The sequence below is a fragment of the Myxococcales bacterium genome (assembly GCA_016706225.1).
Taxonomy (GTDB): Bacteria; Myxococcota_A; Polyangia; order Polyangiales; family Polyangiaceae; genus JADJKB01.
Genome location: JADJKB010000003.1, coordinates 691,047 through 707,539 on the forward strand (window position 1 = coordinate 691,047; position 16,493 = coordinate 707,539).

Below are 16,493 nucleotides of genomic sequence, written 5' to 3' on the forward strand. Positions count from 1 at the left end.
TCAGGGGGTCTTCGCCGCCGACGCCGACTCCGGTACGAGCACGCCGAGCAGGTATTGTTTGGTGGAGAGGTACGTCTTCGCCGCCGCCCGCACGCGGTCGGAGCTGACCTTCTCGGACATTGCCGAGACATCCGGGATCAGACGTGGGTCGTCGGCGAAGTCGTAGCTCCGCTCGAGCTCTCGCAACCACCAGCCGTTGTCCTTCAACTCCACTTCGTGGGCGCGGCGTCGGGCTTGTTTCACCTTCTCGATGTAGTCGTCGGCGATGCCCTGCTGCTGCACGGCCTTGATCTCGTCGAAGACTGCCTGCTTCAACTTGTCGACATTGTCCGGCGCACAGCCAAAACTGACGCTGAATCGGTACTCCTGCCTGGGTCGGCGAGTGATGCCGCCACCGACCTGAACGCCGTACACTCCGCCCATGTCTTCGCGCAGCACCTGCCTCAGTCGCAGACGCAGGACCTCACCCAGCATCCGCAGATCGTTGTCCGTGTCTCGAGACCACTTCACGGCTCCGTGGAACGTCAGCGACACGCGGCTCTTGGGCTCGCTGCCCAGGCTCAGCTTCTTCTCTTTGACCCCGCGCGGGAGCTGCACCTTGACGTCACGCCAGGTTTCCTTGCGCTTCTTGCTCGGAAGGCTGCCGAGGTACGACTCGACCAGCGGACGCAGCTTCTCCAAATCGACGTTGCCGACGAACACGAAGGTGAAGTCGCTGGCATCGGCGAAGCGGTCTTTGTAGATGGCAAAGGCCTTGTCGAGGTCGACCTTGGCCAGAACCTCGGGAGTCGTCGGGCGACGGCGCAGGTGATTCTGCGTCGAAAATGTGGACATTTCCTCGAAGAAAGTCCGCTCCGGGGACAGGCGCCGGTTCTTCACACTCTCGACCTCCCGCGCCCGCCAGGCGGCGAAGGCCTCGGGGTCACGGCGCGGCGCGACGAACGAGAGGTGCATCATCTGAAACAGCGATTCGAGGTCGTTCGGAGAAGCCCGGCCCGACAGACCTTCCTCCAGCTCGCCAATGCTCGCGTTGAGTGAGACCAACTTACCCGAGAGCAGCTTGCGCAGCTGGACCACGTCGAAAGGACCAAGCCCGCCCTGACCGACCGCGACGTCCGCAAAACGGGCGCTGTCGTAGTCAGCGTCCTTCACGAGCGAGTGCCCGCCAGGTGAAAACGCAGTGACCCGCACGTCGTCGTTGTTGAAGTCCGTGGGTTTGACGATGACCCGAACACCGTTGGCGAGAGTCCACTCCGTCACGCCAATCTCGGGGATGCTCACTGTCTTCTGTACGGCGCCCGGAGCCGGAGGCCCCTTCATCAGCGGCACACTCGGACCGGCGTCGACGTACGCGGCGATCTTGCGCGACGACACCTCGGCGTGAACGGCCAGCATCGCTTCCGGAGTCGGCTTGGTCATCTTCGGTGGACCAGAGACGGCGATGACTCGACTCCCCTGTCCGAGCGACTTGGCGAGCGCGTTGAGCTCCGCGAGCTGGATCTCCGGCAGGAACCTCTCCACCAGTCGTAGCTCCGCCTCGCGGCCCGGCATGGCTTCTTCCTCGAAGAAGTTGCGCACGATCTCCGCGGCGAACTCGCTGCCGTCGCGTTTGTCGCGCTGAGCCACCGAACGCTGAAACTGCCGCAAGAGCTGGGCCTTCTGCCGGCCGAGCTCGGTCTGGGTGAACCCGTGGCGTTCGACCCTGAGCACCTCCTCGAGCAACGCGCCGAACCCGACAATCACGCCGTCCTCCTTGACGCTGGCACCCTGCCGGAACGCATCTGCCGTGCGGACGAGTCCGCTCGCCGACGAATAGGCCATCAAGAAGGGAGCGTTCGGCTGGCGCCGCAGCTCGTCCAGGCGTGCGTTCAACATGCCGTCGAAGAGCTGCTCCGCGACGGACCGGCGGTAGTCGCGAGCGCTGGCCTCGGGTCGGTGGGGGAGTTTGCTGATGATCTCGACGCTGGTGTTCGGCATCTCGGGATCGGTCTCGATGCTGACCAGCGTCTTTTCGTGTTTGGGCAGCCCGAGCTTGGGTCTTGGGCGCGGTTTGGTCGGGGCCGCCAGCGACGCGAACTCGCTCTTGATGCGGGCCTCGATGTCAGCAGCATTGAAGTCGCCGACCGCTACGACCGCCATCAAACTTGGCTGATACCAGTCGCGATAAAAGCGCACCAGGTTGTCCCGCGAAGCATTCTTGATCACCTCCGGCTTGCCGATGGTCAGACGCTCCGCGTACTTCGAGCCGTGAAACAGCACCGGGGCTTGTTTGTCGAACAAGCGCATGCGCGCGCCGCGACCGAGACGCCACTCTTCGAGCACGACGCCGCGCTCCTTCTCGACCTCCGCCGGCTCGAAGCTGATGCCGTCGGCCCAGTCGCGAAGGATGCCGATCGCACGGCCGACGATCGCGGCGTCGTCGGTCGGTACCTGAAGTGTGTAGACGGTCTCGTCGAACGAGGTGTAGGCGTTGAGATCCGCGCCGAAACGAATCCCGCTCTTCTCGAGGAAGTCGACCAGCTGTTGTTTGGGAAAGCGCTTCGTTCCGTTGAAGCCCATGTGCTCGACGAAATGCGCGAGCCCGCGCTGGTCATCGTCTTCGAGCACCGAGCCGGCATTTACAGCCAGCCAGATCTGGGCGCGTTTCTCGGGCTTGTGGTGGGGCAACACGTAATAGGTGAGGCCATTGGCAAGGGTGCCCTTCGTCAATCGAGCGTCGAGGGGCAGCGGTCGGTCGAGCTCATCGAGCGCGACGGGTTTGGCCGCCGTCGACGCGCTCGGGGCGGGCGTCGGAACCGTCGCGGGGGGCGGACCACCGCAAGAGAGGGCAAGCAGTGCAGCCAACCAGAGCGAGCGAGAACGGGTCATCACCCGCTCCCCGTATCGCCGATCGAGGGCGGCGGCCAGTCGAAGCCGTCGTGCGAGGGGCTCAGGCTCGTACTTCCATCTGCCGAGCGACGGCGTCAGCCACGGACTCGGCGACGAAGCGCCGAACCAGGTGCAGCCCCAGGTCGATGCCGGCCGTCACGCCGCCAGCGGTCACGACGCTCCCCGCGTCGACGACGCGCTCTCTGCGCGGGATGGCGCCGTACTCGGCGAGCAGTGAGAGCGCGTTCTGGTGGGTCGTGGCCGGTTTGCCAGCTAGCCGTCCCATTGCCCCGAGCAAGAGGGCTCCGGTGCATACCGACGCGACCAAGCGATTCGCGGGGAAGGTCGAGAGATACGCGGTGAGCTCCCCGTCTCGCGCCAGCTCCCGGGTTCCGAGACCTCCTGGGACGATCAACACGTCGAAGTCGTCGAGCTCGGGCCGATAGCGCGACGCCGCAAACGAGGCGCCGGAGCCCGCCCAGACGCGCGGTCTCGTCTCGGCGTTCTGGCCCGAGTGCGTGAGCGCGATCACCTCGGTCGTCGACGTGGGATCGAAACCCATGCTCGCGATGCGGGAGACGGCGTCGAGAGGGCCCACCAGATCCAGGAGTGTCATGCCTTCGAACGCGACAAAACCGAAGTGGGTTCCCGTCACACGATCGGGGTGGCGATCGAGCTCGTCGAAATCGAGAACCCGCACCGCGTCGCACGGAACGGCTCCGTGCACGTGAGGCATGGGCCCTCGGGGTGTCTCGGCGATCTTGACGGGCACGTCGAGCCGGCGCGGATCGATGGCGAGCACGCGCAGACCGTCGGCGGGCAGATCGGAGAAATACAGCCGCGCACTCTCTCGCACCGCCTCTTGATACGAAGCGTGGATGAACCCTTCGGACTCCAGGGAGGGTGGCGCGTAGCGCTGCTCGCCGTTGAACTCGAGCTCGTGGCTCGGCACGACGTGAAACAGCCAGCGCATGCGCCGAGCAGCATAGCCTGTCGTCTTACGCGCGTTCGCGCCGGGCGCGTCCGGGGCGCCAGTTAGCTCACTCGCGCCCAAAAAGCTCGACCAGCCGCCCACGCAGCCGCCGCCATTCGAGCCCGGAGCCAAACCAGGCCAGCAGCGCAAACACGAAGATGAGCACGACGCGAATCAGCAATGGGAGCGGCCTCGAGTACCCAAAGCCGAGGGCCGCACTCGCCACGCAAGCCCCGACCACGACGATCAGGCTGGCGCGCCCGACGGGCAACCGCGCGGGGTGAACTCGGCGTGCCAGGAAGGACGCGACCGTCGCTCCGGCGATCGCTCCGGCAAGCAGCGCAAGCGCAGCTCCGACCGGCCCCAGGCGGGCGATCAAGAAGGGCATCGAACCCAGACTGACGGCCGCGTTGACACCGGCAGCGGCCAACCAGAGGCGCGTGCGCTTCGCCAGCTCACCGGGGATCCCCGCAACTCGCTGCACGCCGTCCGCGACGTCGACGAAGAGAAGCGCTGGGACGATGATGACTCCCGAGACGTAGGCCGGGGCAAACAGACCGATCAGCTCCGGCGCAAGGATCGAAACGGCAAACGCCACGACGCTGAACAGCAGCGTGTAACCCCGGAGAAAATCCGCGATGGCGAGCCGCGCGTCGGGGTCGGTGTGCAGCCGGTAGGCGAGGGGTTCGAGGGTCATGTTCAGCGCCACGTTCGACAGGGCCACCGGGGCGGCAAAACGCGCCGCAACGTCGTAGCAACCGGCGTCGAACAGCGTCGCCAGACGTGCTACCAGGATGCGATCGGCTCCGCGCACGGCGATCAGCAAGTGAAACACGCCAACTGGCAGCCCCAGAGCGAACAGCGAGCGCGTCGTCGCGAGCGCAACGCGCCCGGCGAACAATGAACGACTCGGAACCGCCAACACTGCGAACGCAACCAGCTGGGCCCCGATCCGAGCCGCGAGGAGCTCGAACAAGTCCAGACGCGTAACCAGCGCCAGCGCCAGAAACAGCAGGTTTTCCCCGAGGGTGAGCAGACCGAGACTCCCAGCGACGATCTTGTGGCGCTCCTCGGCGCGCAGATAGTCACTCAGCGAGCGTGCGAGCGCGCCAATCAGCACCGACGCACCGAGCAGCGGGGCGAAGCGCGCCGCAGATTCCGACCCGGTCAAGAGCCTCGCGAGCGGGTGCGCAAAGACCCACAAGCCCACGGCGACTGCGCCGCCGAAGAAGGTCCGCAGCGCCGCGACCGTCTTGAACAAGGACGCGGAGTCGAGCCCCTCACTGTCCGACGCCAGGCGCAGCGCTGCCTCACCCAGGCCAAAGTCGGCACACACGACGTAGACGATCAGCATCGCGCTCGACAGCGACGCGTACGTTCCGAGCAACTCCGGCGGCACGGCGCGGGCGAGCACCGGCAGCACCACGAAGGAGCTCAGCCGGGCGACGACGAGACCGAGCCCGTACGCGCTGATGCTGCCGCCGACCTGGCGGGCGCGAGAAGATGCGCGTTCGTCACCCATGGCGGAGTGTTCGCTGGTTCCGTTCTTCGCCGGCCGCCGCGTTCCTGGCGTCACGGGGGAGCCGATGGTGTCAGCGCGCCCTCCCCTCTGACAAGCAGCACCGCCATCGACCCGACGACGACCAGCAGCGCTCGAATCCTCGGCCGGCTGGAAATTCCAGGGCAAATTCGCCGGCGCAGGCGCCGACTTGGCAGAATCGGGGCGCCGGTACGTACGAGGCAGGAGCCGGGTCTCGGGATCCGAGTAGAATCGTCCGGAAGGTTCGACATGCAACCACCCACTTTCTTCGCTCGTGGACTCCGCGCCCTCGCCAGCGTCACGGCCCTCGTCGCCGTGCTTTTTGCGTCTCGGAGCGCCTCCGCAACACAAGTCACCGGCGGCAACGTCGTGAACCAGACCTGGACGCCTGCGGGCAGTCCTTACATCGTCGAGGGCGACGTCACCGTCCCGGCCGGTGCCTACTTGACGATTCAGGCCGGGACCTCGGTCAAGTTCAAGTCGACGGACGGCCAGGCGGGCGGCCTCAGCTCCACGAAGATCGAGCTGACCATCAAGGGGACGCTGACCGTCAGCGGAACCACGGCGAGCCCGGTCACTTTCGAGGGGGAGACGGGGACGACCGCCGGCACCTGGTACGGCATCGTCGTCGAAGCGGGCGCCACGGGCGCCAGCATTTCCGGAGCCGTCGTCAAACACGCAAGCTACGGCGTGACCAGCGCGGCGACGGGCTCGCTGCTGTCGGTGGTCGACTCGACCTTCTCCACCAACAGCTACGGCATCTATCTGAACGGCGGCTCTCCCACCCTGTCGAAGGTGCTCACGACCGCCAACCAGTACGGCTTCTATTTGCTCGCGCCCGCCTCGCCCACGATCACGGAAGCTCAGGCTTTTGCCAACACCAGCTACGGCATGTACGCGAACGCCTCGTCCGGAACGAGCACCGTCAACATCGACAAGAGCACCTTCGACGCCAACGGCAGCTACGGCATCTACGCGACCCGCAGCAGCGCGGCGACGCTCACCGTGAACCTGAAGAACAGCATCGTCACCAACCACACGAGCTACGGCCTGTACCGCTACACGACCTACGTGCCGACGGTGAACATCACCTACAGCGACCTCTGGGGGAACGGCACGAACACCAACGCCACGCTGGGCACCGGGAGTTTTTCTTGCAACCCCCTCTACGTCTCGGCCGCGAACCGCCGCCTGACGGAGAACTCCCCCGCACGCTTCGCCGGAGAGTCGAGCAACGCGGACATCGGAGCTCTGCCCTACACCGGCGACCCAACCCCGGGCCTCTACGGCGTGCTCTGGACCAACAAGACCCTCGCCAAGTCCGGCTCACCCTACAGCGCCGCCGGCGACCTTCGAGTGCCGACGGGCGTCAGCCTCGTGATCGAGCCCGGCGTGACGGTCTCCTTCGCGACAACCGACATCATGGGCTGCGGGGCGGTGACGAACAAAGCCGAGCTCCTCGTCGAAGGCAGCATCAGTGCCGTCGGCACCGCCGCTGAGAAGATCACGTTGACGTCATCGGGCGTCAGCGCGGGGAGCTGGAACGGGCTTCAACTCGCACCGGGCTCGGGCAACTCCACCTTGGCCCACGTGCTCAGCGAGAGAGCCACCAACGGCATCCTCTACGACACAACTGGCACCGGCAACTCGCTGCACCACCTGACACTGAAGACCAACAGCTACGGGCTCCGAGTCAACTCGGGGTCGGCCGGCGCGGACATCGTGGAAGCGACAGCCAACCAATACGGGGCCTACACCTTGGCGCCGGGGTCACTGTCCCTGACCAACGCGCTCTTCTACGCCAACACCAGCTACGGCATCTACGCCAACGCTTCGAGCGGGACCAGCACGCTGAGCGTGATGAGCTCCACCTTCAACGCCAATGGCAGCTACGGCATCTACGCAACCCGGAGCAGTGCTGCGACCCTCAACGTCAACGTCACCAACGCGATCATCACGAACCACACCAGCTACGGGCTCTACCGTTACACGACCTACGTGCCGACCGTGACGATCGTGAACTCGGATCTCTGGGGCAACGGCACCAACACCAACGCCCCGTTGGGCGCCGGGACCATCTCGCAGAACCCGAACTTCAAGAGCGCGAGTGACTTTCACCTCCAGGGCAGCAGCGTCTGCATCGACACCGGAACGGCGACCGGCGCACCCAACCACGACTACGACGGCGTGACCCGACCGCTCGACGGCGACGGCATCAACGGCACGGCGTTCGACATGGGCGCGTTCGAGTTCGCGCTGGTCACGGTCTGCGGCGACGGCATTCAGGGTGTGGGCGAGACCTGTGACGACGGCACCAAGAACGGCGGCTACGGCTACTGCAACTCCACGTGCACCGGGCTCGGACCGTCGTGCGGCGACTCGCTCAAGAATGGTCCCGAAGAGTGTGACGACGGCAACACGACCAACACGGATGGCTGCACCAACGCCTGCACGCTCCCCAAGTGTGGCGACGGCTTCCAGCAAGCCGGCGAACAGTGTGACGACGGCAACAGCTCCAACACCGATGGCTGCTTGACGACCTGTGTCACGGCCAGCTGTGGGGACGGCTACGTGCAGGCCGGTACCGAGGAGTGTGACGACGGCAACAGCTCCAACACCGACTCCTGCGTCGCCGCTTGCAAGAACGCAAAGTGCGGAGACAGTTACACCCAGGCCGGCGTCGAACTGTGTGACGACGGCAACACCAACAACAACGACGCTTGCTCGAACACCTGTACGCTGCCCGGGTGCGGTGATGGGCTCGTGCAGCCCGGCGAGGCCTGTGACGACGGCAACGCCGACAACACCGACGCCTGTCTGTCGACTTGTATCGTGGCGTCTTGCGGGGACGGCTTCGTGCGGGCGGGTCTCGAGGAATGTGACGACGGAAATGCCTCCAACACCGACGCCTGCCTGACCACGTGCAAGACCGCCAAGTGTGGCGACAGCTACACCCAGACCGGCATCGAGCAGTGCGACGATGGGAACAACCTCAACACCGACGCCTGTCTGACGACCTGCAAGACGGCTGCGTGCGGCGATGGATTCACGCAGACTGGAGTCGAGACCTGCGACGACGGGAACCAGGTCGATGGCGACGGCTGCTCGAACCAGTGCAAGCTGCCGGGCTGCGGCGACGGGGTGATTCAGGCGGGCGAGGCCTGCGACGACGGCAACACGAACGAGGACGACGCCTGCCTCACGACCTGTGTCAGTGCTTCGTGCGGAGACGGTCACGTTCACGCCGGCGTCGAAACCTGTGATGACGGAAACCTGAAGGCCGCTGATGGTTGCAGCCCGCTGTGTGAGACCGAGGGCGCTGGTGGAGCCGGCGGCGTCGGCGGTGGCGGAACGGGCGCGAGCGCGGGCGCGGGCGCCACTGGCACCGGTGGCGCGGGCGCAGGTCAAGGCGGCGGCGGATTCGCCGGCGGCAGTGGCGCCGGGCAGGGCAGCGGCTCGGGCTCCGGCTGCGGCTGCAGCGTTCCTGCACGCGGCGGGGCCCCAGCCTGGCTGCTCGCGGGCCTCGGTCTCTTGGCGCTCGCCATCCGTCGTCGTGGGAAGGGCGCGCTCTGATCAAGACCGTGGCTCGGCGCGTCGCGCGTCATCCATTCGTTCCGCTGGGGCTCGTCGCCCTCGTCGGGGCGGTAGCCTGTGCGCAGGCCGAGCCAGTGAACGAGGAGGTCATCGACTCGGGCGTGGGCGACGTCGCGCTCGGTGGAGCGGCGGGCGCTGACGCCAGCACCGGCGGCAGCTCGGGAGCCGGCGGCTCCTCCACCACGGACGCAGGTGACGCGGCGCCCAGCGCTTGCCAGTGTGACGAGCCCAGTTGTGGTGTGTGCCCGGCGACGCAGATCGTCGCGGCAGGTGGTTATGGGATCTTCGCCCAGGAGGTCACGAACGAGGCGTACCAAGCGTGGCTCGACACCCAGCCCAATCCGCAGCTGCAGGGCGGTGAGTGTGCGTGGAACACGAGCTACGTGCCCGCGCAGGGTTGGCCCGCGACGGACGCAAAACTCCCGGTCAACTACGTCGATTTCTGTGATGCCGCGGCTTACTGCCGCTGGGCCAAACGACGCCTGTGCGGCAAGATCGGCGGTGGGGCCAACGTCTACGGCGACTTTGCCAGCGCGACGAAGAGCCAGTGGCACAACGCCTGTAGCGCGGGGGGCAGCAAGACGTATCCGTACGGCGCGACCTATACACCCACTGCTTGCAACGGCGCAGACTACGGTCAGGCGGGTCCGATCGCGGTGGGCGATGCCAAGGGCTGCGAGGGTGGATATCCGGCGCTGCGCGACATGAGCGGCAACGTGTGGGAATGGGAAGATTCGTGCAACGCGAGTGCGGGCGCCGATGACCTGTGTCGCATCCGCGGGGGTTCATTCTCTCAGGGCGCAGCGGCGCTCGGTTGCGGGGCCGACAGCTCGCTTGCGCGCAACACGACCGGTAAGAGCGTGGGTTTCCGCTGCTGTGAGTGAGCACGACAAGAGAGAGGGCGTGCTAGTTTGTCAGTCATGAGCTCGCGCGCTTGGCGTCCCGCACTCTTCGTGCTCGGTGCGCTGATCGGCGGAGGCGGGTGCGCGACGTCGGAAGACGTCGGCCCCGGGGCAGCGACCGGGGGTGCTGCGGGAAACGCCAGCGGCGGTGCCTCCACGACCGGCGGCGGCGGCGCGAGCAGCGCGTGTGTCCCCGGTGTGCAGATTGCGTGTGCTTGTCCCGGTGGCGTCGAGGGAGCGCAGGCGTGTAAACCCGACGGCTCCGGCTACGACCCGTGCATGTGTCCGGATGGCGGCGCGGGCGGCGCCGGCGGAAGTGGGGGGAGCGGAGGGACCAGCACGGGCGGCAGCGGCGGCAGCGGCGGAACCAGCGCGAGCGGCGGAGCGGGCGGAACCAGCGGCGCGGGCGGAAGCAGCGCGGGCGGCGGCGCTGGCGGGACCAGCACCGGCGGCGGAGGCATCGGGGCAGGCGGCGGCAGCGGCGGAACCAGCGGAGCGGGCGCCGGCGGCACCGGCGGAGCGACGAACAACCAAGATGCGTGTCCCGGCACGCTGCTGCAGCTGACCGCACCGCTCACGACGATCCAGGGCACGCTCGTCGGGTTTTCGAACGACTCGAGCGGTGGAGGCAAATGCAGTCCAAGCGGGAACGGCAACGACGTCGTCTACCGGATCGTGCCTGCGTGGACCGGTACACTGACCGCCAAGCTGACGCCGAGCGGCTTCAGCAGCAGCGTGTACTATTCGGCCGGCAGTTGCCTGGCGAATTCGCCGACGAAGTGCGCCTATTCCGTCACGATCGGTCAAGCCGTGAGCCTGAGCTTCAGCGTCACCGCGGGCGCCACGTACTATCTCTTCATCGACAGCTACACGACCAGCGTCAGCGGTACGTTCACGCTCGAACTCAGCTCGAACTGACACCCGCTCTGCGTCGCGGCCCAGGCAAAGACGCGGGTGGTTGACCGGCCGCGAAGCATTGGCGACCATCGGGAACGTGAGGTCGCTCTGCTCCGCGCTCGCTGCCGCCGTCGTGGTGGTCGCGTGCGGCGCCAAGTCGGGCCTGCTGGAGGGCCGCCCAGAAGCTGGCGTCGTCGAAGATGCGGGCCCCGACGTGATCGAGGACGCTTCCGTGGACATCGTGCCCGACGTGGGACCCGATGCCGAACCCGACGCGGCGCCGACGATTTGTGACGACTCGGGCCCACCCGCGGTCTACGTGATCACCGCCCAATCACTGCTCTATCGCTTCGATCCGCCGAGCGCGACGTTCATCCACATCGGGACCGCGTTCTGTCAGAACAGCAGCGTTCCCTTTTCGATGGGGGTCGATCGCGGGGGCACGGCCTACGTCCTCTACCGAGACGGACATCTGTACGAGGTGGACACCAAGAGCGCGAAGTGTCAGCCGACCGCGTTCAGCCCGTTCCAGCTGGATTGGGCGCTCTTCGGCATGGGCTTCGTCTTCGACCCGGCGGGCAACGCCGACAATCTCTACGTCACGGAGTCGACCTACACCTCGCCTTCCAAGGGGCTTGCCAAGCTGGACGTCGAGACCTTGAAGCTCTCGTTCATCGCCCCGTACGCTTCCCCCTTCAGCAATGCCATCGAGCTCACCGGCACGGGTGACGGCCGCCTCTTCGGCTTCGGATTACCCGCCGGCCCACAGGGCTCCCGCCTGGCGGAGATCGATCCGGCAACGGGGAAGCTGCTCTCGTCGGTAGAGCTCGCCCTCGGCAACGAAAACTCCTCCTTCGCGTTTGCCTACTGGGGCGGCGATTTCTACATGTTCACGGCTCCAGAGGCGACCGCACCCAGCGATGCCCATCGTTATCGTCCCAGCGACGGCTCGCTGACTTGGGTCGCGAAGGTCAACGCAACGGTCGTTGGCGCCGGGGTGTCGACTTGCGCGCCGCTCTGAGCAGCGCGGTCGCGGCCTCAACGCGCCGTCCTCGAACGTTGGCGTTCGGGGCTTCACTCGTCGCGCTGGTTATCGGCATCGGATTCCCCTCCCGAGACGTCACCAGCGACGCTTTCGATGAGCTCCTCGCGTACGAAGGCCCGGATGTGCCGTACGTGTGGAAACACCCGGCAGCAGACGTCAGCCTGTGGGCGCTGTTCCACGCCCTCCGCGCGTGCGGGTGGTCCGGCCGATCCCTGGGTCTCACGACGTTCTGGAACGCCGCTTTCATGGCTCTCGCTTTCGCCGGCGTTTGGGTCCTCGGGTTCCGCAGTACGCGCTCCGCGCTGAGCGCGTACGCCGCGACGTTGCTGCTCGCCTCCTGTCACATGTCGCTGAGCTGGCTTCGGGATCCCTTCCTGCCCTACTGGCCGCCATCCCTGGCGCTCGTGACCTGGATGCTCGTGGGGGTTGGGAACAGCGAGGCCCGCCCGCGAACCCCCTGGTTCGTCGGACCCGCGCTGCTGGGTGGACTCGCCGCGCTGTTCAACCCGATGTCGGCACTTGCCGTGGCGGCGATCGCTGCGACTGGCGCAATGAAACGTCGCTCCGGCAGATCGCGGTGGCACACGGTGCAGTCGGCCGCGATGCTCGCAACCGTCGCGCTCTGTCCGCTGCTCATTGTGTGGCTGAAGACGATTCCGCCCCATGCCTTCAGCAATGGCAGCGGAATTTATGGCCACTTCCGGCCCCATGCCCTGACTTCAGCTCTCGTCGGCTTGCGTGCATCGCTGGTGGCGCCGGGACGCACGCCCGCGCTCGAGCTCTTGTCGGGGCTGGCCTGGGATGGGCTCTTGGTGGTCAGCGCCTGGTGGCTGATTCGTTCGGGTCTGCGGGGCGTGCGCCAAGCAGCGCCGCTGTTCTTGGCCGCGCTCGGCCACGCGGTCTTCGTGGCCTGGTGGGACGTCGAGCAGCTTCGGTTCTGGCTACTGGTCCCGTGGCTCTGCGTGCTGGGCGCGCTGACCAACATCGAGGTCGCAGGGAAACGAGTTGCAGTGCTGTCGCTGGTGGCCGGGGCGCTCATCTTGAGCGCGAACCTGCTTTCCTCCGTCCTACCCAGCCTCCGAGCACCTCCGCCGTCTCTGCTCGCCGCACGGATGCAACGCACCTTTGGTGACCGGGACCTGCTCGTCTTCGCCGTATGGGCTGACGCCTCGCTGCCGTACTTCGGTTCCATCCCCAATACGGGATGGCTGAGCTTGCACGCCGCGCTCGAGGACAGACGCCCGGATGACCGTGCATTCGATTGGTTCATCGCCATGCAGCGCTGGGTGACGAGCCAGGGCGGCCGAACCTACGTCGAGGTCGACCGAGAGGGCCGGCCCATCGTGGCAGAGGATGTGCTCCAGGCCCCGTCGGGCGTGACGCGGACGGATCTCGCCCGCATCGTGTGGGGGCTCACACTGGCGGCCGGCCCCTGGCGATTTCGCGAGGTACTGCAGGTCCTCGGCCACACGCCGTGCGCTGCGGCGAGCCCGGCAGTGAAGGGCTCTCGTGGGCTGTCTGCCGCAGCCACCAGCTTCGTCGACTCGGGCAAAAATCGGGACTACGCGCCGGAGCGTGCCATCGACGCCCAAAACGACACCGAGTGGCTCAGCACCGAACCCTTTGCGGTGTTGGACGTTCACTTCGAGCAACCGCGCGCGGTCGAAGGCATCGAGCTGCGCTCGGCCTCGAACGCCCCATATCGCGATTTCGCCGCTCGACTCGTCCAGGTCAGCCTGTGGAACGGCGCGACTCCCCTCTCGGAGCGACGAGTCGGTCTTGCCCGGGGCAAACAAGGCCTCGGCTCAGTCGAGCTCCCCGCGGAGCGGGCCACTTGTTTGAGTATCGTGCTCGTCGAACACGCGGGGCGCGGTGGCGGGCTGGCGGAGGTGGTGATCCGTTGATCGCGGCGTGATACGCACCTGCTGCTGTTGAATGCAGCTCGCCCGGTCAGCCGTGAGCGAGCTACTCCGCTCCGACGTGGCGTCTGCACACGCCTCGGAGCTCGGGAGACTCGAATGGGACTCATTGACCAAGACAACTGCCCCAAGAAGACCGGCTCGATCTACCCCGAGCCCTACGCCTCCGAGATGGCGGGGCGCTCGTCTCTGCGACTCGGTGAGGCGGGCGGCCTGACGCAGTTCGGCGCGAACCTGATCATCCTCGCCCCGGGCGCAAAGTCCTCACTCAGGCACTGGCACGAACACGAGGACGAGTTCGTGATGGTGACCGCTGGTGAGTGCACCCTGGTGCAGAACGAGGGCGAAATACCCATGCGACCTGGGGACTGTGCGGCCTTCCCGGCGGGTGACGACAACGGGCATCACTTCATCAACAAGACGGAGCACGAGGCGCGCTTCCTGGTGGTCGGGACCAAAGCCCCGCGGGAGGTAGCAACGTACTCGGACGTCGATCTCAGAGTGGAAATCGAGGGGAAGAAAGCGCGCTTCACGTATCATGACGGCACCGACTTCGCCGGTCCGAGATGAGCTCGCGGAGCACGCCTCCCCCAATGCAGCGGAGCACGGCGCGTGGCAGCTTTCCTCTCAGCGCAAGAGCGCGAGTTTGCGCGCCTCGGCCCGGGCCTCTTCCGCCCGCTCCGGCTTGCCGCAGTGAACGAAGGCATCGGCCCTCGCCAGCTGGAGGCGACCTGTCGCATGCGGTAGCGTCGCAGACGCTTCGGCGTATTCACACGCGGTCTCGCTCTTGCCCGCTTTGACGGCGGCCTCCAGGGCGAGTTGGTACGACTCGGAGGTCTTCCGAAGCTCGAGGTTCTTCGCCGCCCAGCGCAGCGCGGTGCCGGGTTCGTTGCCGGGGCCGAGGGCAAATCGCGCCAGATGATCGGCAAAGGCTTCGGGAAAGTCCCGACCGAGCGCCTCGAACTGTTTGGCGGCTCGCTGTTTTGCCTGCGCGGCATCGTCGGCACGGCTGGTCTTGGCGAAGAGCTGCGCCTGCAGCGCCCAGACCTCCGGATCGTCGATCTTGTCTGCGATGGGCGCGAGCCAGGCGAGTCCCGCCGCCGGAGGCTCCAAGGCGGCCAGATGAATGCGCGCGTGGGCGTGCATCGGCATGCGCGCCACGGCGGCCTGAAACATCTCCTTCGCACGCGGGACCTGTCCGCTCTTCTCGAGCGCCGTGCCATGATGAAACAGGAGCCAGGCAACGGGAAACGGCGACACGTCCCGGTAACTTCGCACGGCCTTGGCGAAGCCCTCGTCCGCCGCGGTGTGCTGCCCCATGTCGGAGAGCAGCGCCGCGTAGAGGCCGAGTGAACGCAACCCGGGGTTCGACTCGGCCTGCCGCTTTCGAATGACCAGCGCCTCGTCGTAACGCCCGAGCGCGTGAAAGATCGTCGCGCGATCCCCAGCCAGTTCGGCCGCTTTCAGCCCGTGTCTCTCCGCCGCATCCAGATCCGTCAGCGCGGCCGAGAAACGATGCAGCGTCGTCTCGGCCCGAGCGCGCATGCGAAACGCCTGCGCCACGTCGGGATGCAGCTCGACGGCGCCCCGCCCAAGCTCGGCAGAGCGCGTGAGATCCCCGATGCTGCCGGTGGCGTCCGCGCGCGTTGCCAAGAGCTCGACCAACTTGGAGCGGACGTCGAGGTCCTTGGGTCGCGCGGCGAAATCACTCTCGGCGACACTCAGCTGTGCCGTCAGATTCCCGAGAGCAATCTCGCCACTGGTCGTGGGCACCTCTTTGTCCGTCGGTGGGCCTTGCGGTGTTTCTGCGGAAGCGGACAGAGAAGGCGTCGCCGAAACGGCAGCGGCCTCCCCAGCCGAGGGCGAGGAGGCCGTGCTCTTGCAGGAAACGAGCAGAGCTGAGGCAATGCCGACCAGAATGCTCCGCATCACCTGAGCGTAGTCGTTTCAGTTCGGTGCTGCGAGGTACGGGAAGGACGTCAAGAAGGCCTTGTCGTTGGCCGCGACACCGTCACCCACGGCCGGTTTCCCGCTCGGGAAGCCCGCCGCGCCTGCGGCGAGGCCGGAGTAGGACAGGTCGATGACGTCGTCGGCGAGCATGCGCCCGCCGCAGTTGCCCGTGGTACCGAGGCCGAGAACGGGAGTCTCGTACCCGAGATATCCGCAGGTCGGCTTCGTCACGTCGACGATCAACCAGTCCTTGGCGAGCGCGCCAGCAAGCCCGCTGTACGGCTGCGCCGCTTCCACGTTGTAGAGCAACTGATTGCCGCACACCGTATCGAGGCTGTCCAAGATCGCAAGGTTCCCCTGGAACTCGGTGACGTTGCCGCCCCACTTGCTGGTGTCGCCGTCCAAGTTGTAGGCGTCCTTGGCCGCTTGTTTCTTGGTGTTGTCGGCCTCGAAGGTCTTGTTCAGCGCGGTGTTGATCGCCGGACGGCCCATGCGATCGATCTGCGCGCCGAGCGTTGGCGGGGTAGGAACCGTACCGCCGTCGGAACCCGCAACACCGCCGCTACCGCCGGTGTTACCGCCGCTGCCGGCGGTACCGCCGCCGCTGCCGGCCGTACCGCCGCTGCCACCGGTCGCCCCGGTGCCACCCGTCGCGCCGGTGCCGCCGGTGCCGCCGGTGCCGCCGGTGGCCTTCTTGCCGCCTCCCCCCGAATCGTCGTCACCACAACCGGTGACCGCTGCCGTACCGACGCAGAGCGCCGAGGCGAGGAACAAAATCATGGTTCTATTCATGGCTCGCCTCCTT

Annotated in this window: 11 protein-coding genes; 6 read left to right on the forward strand and 5 right to left on the reverse strand. The window is 66.7% G+C overall.

From position 1 onward, the window contains the following. The 3 genes from IPI67_04775 to IPI67_04785 all read right to left on the reverse strand — a co-directional run bounded on the left by IPI67_04775 (position 1) and on the right by IPI67_04785 (position 5,363). Positions 1 to 2,868: an insulinase family protein gene (locus tag IPI67_04775; protein ID MBK7579503.1), complete on the reverse strand. Its 2,868-nt coding sequence runs from the start codon at positions 2,866 to 2,868 to the stop codon at positions 1 to 3. 61 nt (positions 2,869 to 2,929) lie between these two features. Then, on the reverse strand, positions 2,930 to 3,841 hold the full coding sequence (locus IPI67_04780) for a DUF952 domain-containing protein (protein MBK7579504.1): 912 nt from the start codon (positions 3,839 to 3,841) through the stop codon (positions 2,930 to 2,932). Positions 3,842 to 3,908: 67 nt separating this feature from the next. Continuing rightward, complete coding sequence (locus tag IPI67_04785; GenBank protein MBK7579505.1) at positions 3,909 to 5,363, reverse strand: hypothetical protein; 1,455 nt, start codon at positions 5,361 to 5,363, stop codon at positions 3,909 to 3,911. Between the two features lie 267 nt (positions 5,364 to 5,630). On the opposite strand from IPI67_04785, the gene IPI67_04790 reads away from it, so the two are divergent. The 6 genes from IPI67_04790 to IPI67_04815 all read left to right on the forward strand — a co-directional run bounded on the left by IPI67_04790 (position 5,631) and on the right by IPI67_04815 (position 14,308). Continuing rightward, positions 5,631 to 8,954 carry a DUF4215 domain-containing protein gene (locus tag IPI67_04790; GenBank protein MBK7579506.1) on the forward strand — a complete coding sequence of 1,108 codons (3,324 nt, stop codon included), beginning with the start codon at positions 5,631 to 5,633 and terminating at the stop codon, positions 8,952 to 8,954. Between the two features lie 8 nt (positions 8,955 to 8,962). Further along, entirely contained in the window at positions 8,963 to 9,859 is an 897-nt protein-coding gene (locus IPI67_04795) for an SUMF1/EgtB/PvdO family nonheme iron enzyme (protein MBK7579507.1), read from the forward strand. Positions 9,860 to 9,895: 36 nt separating this feature from the next. After that, the gene (locus IPI67_04800; GenBank protein ID MBK7579508.1) at positions 9,896 to 10,795 is read left to right on the forward strand and encodes a hypothetical protein; all 900 of its coding nucleotides are present in this window, start codon (positions 9,896 to 9,898) and stop codon (positions 10,793 to 10,795) included. Between the two features lie 76 nt (positions 10,796 to 10,871). Beyond that, entirely contained in the window at positions 10,872 to 11,795 is a 924-nt protein-coding gene (locus IPI67_04805) for a hypothetical protein (protein ID MBK7579509.1), read from the forward strand. 38 nt (positions 11,796 to 11,833) lie between these two features. Beyond that, positions 11,834 to 13,723 (forward strand): hypothetical protein, encoded by a 1,890-nt coding sequence (locus IPI67_04810; protein MBK7579510.1) that lies wholly within the window; start codon positions 11,834 to 11,836, stop codon positions 13,721 to 13,723. 114 nt (positions 13,724 to 13,837) lie between these two features. Next, positions 13,838 to 14,308 carry a cupin domain-containing protein gene (locus IPI67_04815; protein MBK7579511.1) on the forward strand — a complete coding sequence of 157 codons (471 nt, stop codon included), beginning with the start codon at positions 13,838 to 13,840 and terminating at the stop codon, positions 14,306 to 14,308. A gap of 57 nt (positions 14,309 to 14,365) precedes the next feature. Here the strand turns inward: IPI67_04815 and IPI67_04820 are convergent, their stop codons facing one another. Both IPI67_04820 and IPI67_04825 read right to left on the reverse strand, forming a co-directional pair. Continuing rightward, positions 14,366 to 15,667 carry a hypothetical protein gene (locus tag IPI67_04820; protein ID MBK7579512.1) on the reverse strand — a complete coding sequence of 434 codons (1,302 nt, stop codon included), beginning with the start codon at positions 15,665 to 15,667 and terminating at the stop codon, positions 14,366 to 14,368. An 18-nt stretch (positions 15,668 to 15,685) separates the two neighbouring features. Then, positions 15,686 to 16,480, reverse strand: coding sequence for a DUF4331 family protein (locus IPI67_04825; protein ID MBK7579513.1), 795 nt, complete (start codon positions 16,478 to 16,480; stop codon positions 15,686 to 15,688). Positions 16,481 to 16,493: the final 13 nt, after the last annotated feature.

Bases quoted from the DNA above. Each gene is read 5' to 3' on its own strand.
- IPI67_04780 (MBK7579504.1), bottom strand. From the start codon at position 3,841: ATGCGCTGGCTGTTTCACGTCGTGCCGAGCCACGAGCTCGAGTTCAAC.
- IPI67_04790 (MBK7579506.1), top strand. From the start codon at position 5,631: ATGCAACCACCCACTTTCTTCGCTCGTGGACTCCGCGCCCTCGCCAGC.
- IPI67_04815 (MBK7579511.1), top strand. From the start codon at position 13,838: ATGGGACTCATTGACCAAGACAACTGCCCCAAGAAGACCGGCTCGATC.
- IPI67_04800 (MBK7579508.1), top strand. From the start codon at position 9,896: ATGAGCTCGCGCGCTTGGCGTCCCGCACTCTTCGTGCTCGGTGCGCTG.
- IPI67_04775 (MBK7579503.1), bottom strand. From the start codon at position 2,868: ATGACCCGTTCTCGCTCGCTCTGGTTGGCTGCACTGCTTGCCCTCTCT.
- IPI67_04825 (MBK7579513.1), bottom strand. From the start codon at position 16,480: ATGAATAGAACCATGATTTTGTTCCTCGCCTCGGCGCTCTGCGTCGGT.
- IPI67_04785 (MBK7579505.1), bottom strand. From the start codon at position 5,363: ATGGGTGACGAACGCGCATCTTCTCGCGCCCGCCAGGTCGGCGGCAGC.
- IPI67_04820 (MBK7579512.1), bottom strand. From the start codon at position 15,667: ATGCGGAGCATTCTGGTCGGCATTGCCTCAGCTCTGCTCGTTTCCTGC.